Source organism: Rhodoferax sp. (genome assembly GCF_037143375.1).
In the GTDB taxonomy this organism is placed as follows: Bacteria; Pseudomonadota; Gammaproteobacteria; order Burkholderiales; family Burkholderiaceae_C; genus Rhodoferax.
The window spans coordinates 1-2,678 of sequence record NZ_JBAWYV010000265.1; the positions used below are offsets into that span (position 1 = coordinate 1).

Annotated in this window: 1 protein-coding gene and 1 pseudogene; one reads left to right on the forward strand and one right to left on the reverse strand. The window is 59.3% G+C overall.

Translation table 11 applies throughout. The features are described 5' to 3' along the window. Window positions 1–102: pseudogene (locus tag WCG50_RS18805) on the forward strand (peptide deformylase); the annotation flags it as partial. Window positions 103–176: 74 nt separating this feature from the next. Here WCG50_RS18805 and WCG50_RS18810 read toward each other — a convergent pair. Beyond that, window positions 177–2,678 (reverse strand): [protein-PII] uridylyltransferase (locus WCG50_RS18810; protein WP_336901128.1); only part of this gene is annotated, 2,502 nt, incomplete at its 5' end.

Below are 2,678 nucleotides of genomic sequence, written 5' to 3' on the forward strand. Positions count from 1 at the left end.
CACCTGATCGGCAAGCTGTACCCGATGCGGGTGCGCGACTTCAGCCGTTTCGGTTTTACCGAGGTTTTCTTTCCCGGTCTGGATCAGCCGAAAGACGACTGATGCTACATTTTTTATAGCTGCTTGCGCTGGTAGATCGGGGCTGGAGCCCTAAAAGGCTTGCAACCCCAAGCGATTTAGGCCAGCGCTTCCAGCAACTCAGTCTCAATCTCGATCTGGGCGCGGTTGTGTTGCAACTCATCGCCCTGAATCAAAAAGGTGTCGTCTACGCGCTCGCCCAGCGTGGCAATTTTGGCCAGTTGCAGGTTGATCTTGTGTTTGGCCAGCACGCGGGCCACGCAGTAAAGCAAACCCACCCGGTCGCTGGCCGAGATATTGAGCAACCAGCGCTGGCCTTTTTCATCCGGGCGCAGCGTGATGCGCGGGGCAATCGGGAAACTCTTGACCCGGCGCGACACGCGACCTTTGCTTGGGGGCGGCAACGGCCCGGTCTGGGCAATGGCCCGGTTCAGTTCGGTCTCCACCATGCTGGTGAGTTCCTGGTAGTGCTCGGGCATGCTTTGGGCGATTACCTGAAAGGTATCGAGCGCATAGCTGTTGTAGGCGGTGTGCACGCGGGCATCCAGAATGCTGAAGCCGCGCTGGTCAAAGTAGCCGCAAATGCGGGCAAACAAGTCGGGCATGTCCGGTGTGTAGACCAGCACCTGCAGGCCTTCGCCCAGCGGTGACAAGCGCGCCCGCACGATCGATTTGCCCGAGTTCACATGGCGCGACAGTTGCCGGGTGTGCCAGGCAATGTCGGCGGCGTCATGGCGCATGAAATAGCCCACATCGACTGTGTCCCACAGAGATTTATGCGCCTCAAATGGCAAGGTGTAGAGCGCCAGCAGCACCAGCGCTTCACGTTTGCGGGCTTCGACTTCGGCGTCGCGGTCAGGCGCTCGGCCACCCAGTGCGCGCAGGGTGGCTCGGTACAGGTCTTCCAGCAGCTTGCCCTTCCAGGCGTTCCAGACTTTGGGACTGGTGCCCCGAATGTCGGCGACGGTCAGCAAATACAAGGCCGTGAGGTTGCGCTCGTTGCCAACGCGTTTGGCAAAGGCCTCAATGATGTCGGGATCGCTCAGGTCTGACTTTTGAGCGACGCGGCTCATAGTCAGATGCTCCTGCACAATGAACTCGATGACGCAGGCATCCTCGCGTGCAATGTCGTGCTGCTTGCAAAAGCGGCGCACTTCAATCACGCCCAATTCAGAGTGATCGCCGCCGCGGCCTTTGGCAATGTCATGAAACAACGCCGCCACGTACAAAATCCAGGGCTTGTCCCAGCCTGAGGCCAGTTGTGAGCAAAACGGGTATTCGTGCGCGTGCTCGGCCAGGAAGAAGCGCCGCACATTGCGCAGCACCATCAAAATGTGCTGGTCCACGGTGTAGACATGAAACAGGTCATGCTGCATCTGGCCCACGATTTTGCGAAACACCCACAGGTAGCGTCCCAGCACCGAGGTCTGGTTCATCAGCCGCATGGCGTGCGTGATGCCGTCGTGCTGGCGCATGATTTTCATGAACGTGGCGCGGTTGACCGGGTCTTTGCGAAACTCGCCATCCATCAGGTCGCGGGCATTGAACAGGGCGCGCAGCGTGCGGGTCGACAAGCCTTTCATGCCTACTGTGGTCTGGTAAACCAGAAAGGTTTCCAGAATGGCGTGCGGCTCGCGCTGGTACAAATCGTCGCTGGCCACCTCAACCATGCCGGCCTTGTCGAAAAACCGCTCATTGATCGGACGGGGCTCATGCGTAGATGGATTGAGCCGCTCTTCGATGTTGAGCAGCAAAATCTGGTTCAACTGGGTCACTGCTTTGGCCGCCCAGTAGTAGCGGCGCATCAGCGCCTCGCTGGGGCGCACAAAGGCGCGTTTGTCAGTGTCGGGTGGTGGGGGTTCAAAGCCAAAAGATTGCGCCACGCTGGTTTGCAGGTCAAACACCAGGCGGTCTTCGCGGCGCTGGGCAATCAGGTGCAACCGGGCGCGAATCAGGCGCATGAGGGCTTCGTTGCGTTTGATTTGCTTGACCTCAAAGGGCGTGGCCAGTCCGCTCTCGGCCAGTGCGTCCCAGTTGTCACCGAAGCCCGCAGCCTTGGCGACCCACAGGATGACCTGCAAATCGCGCAGCCCACCGGGGGATTCTTTGCAGTTGGGTTCCAGCGAATAGGGCGTGTCTTCAAACTTGCTATGGCGCTGGCGCAGCTCCAGGGTCTTGGCGACAAAAAAGGCTTGGGGGTCCATGGCTGCGAAAAACGCTTGCTCAAACGCTGAAAACAGCTCCGCGCTGCCCGTGATCAGTCGGGCTTCCAACAACGATGTCTGCACGGTCACGTCATTGGCCGACTCGTCCAGGCACTCATTAACGGTGCGAACGCTTGAGCCAATCTCCAGCCCTGCATCCCAGCAACTGCCAATAAAACCTTCAATCTGGCTCTTGAGCGCGGCATCGGTTTCGGGCGACTGGTCGTTGGGCAAGAGCACCAACACATCCACGTCCGAGTAGGGAAACAACTCGTGACGACCGAACCCACCCACCGCCACCAAGGCAAACGCAGAGGTGAAACCAGCCTGCTGCCACAGTGTTTTGAGCGTGGCATCGGCCAGCGCGGAGAGTTTGGCCAACGCTTGGCGAACACC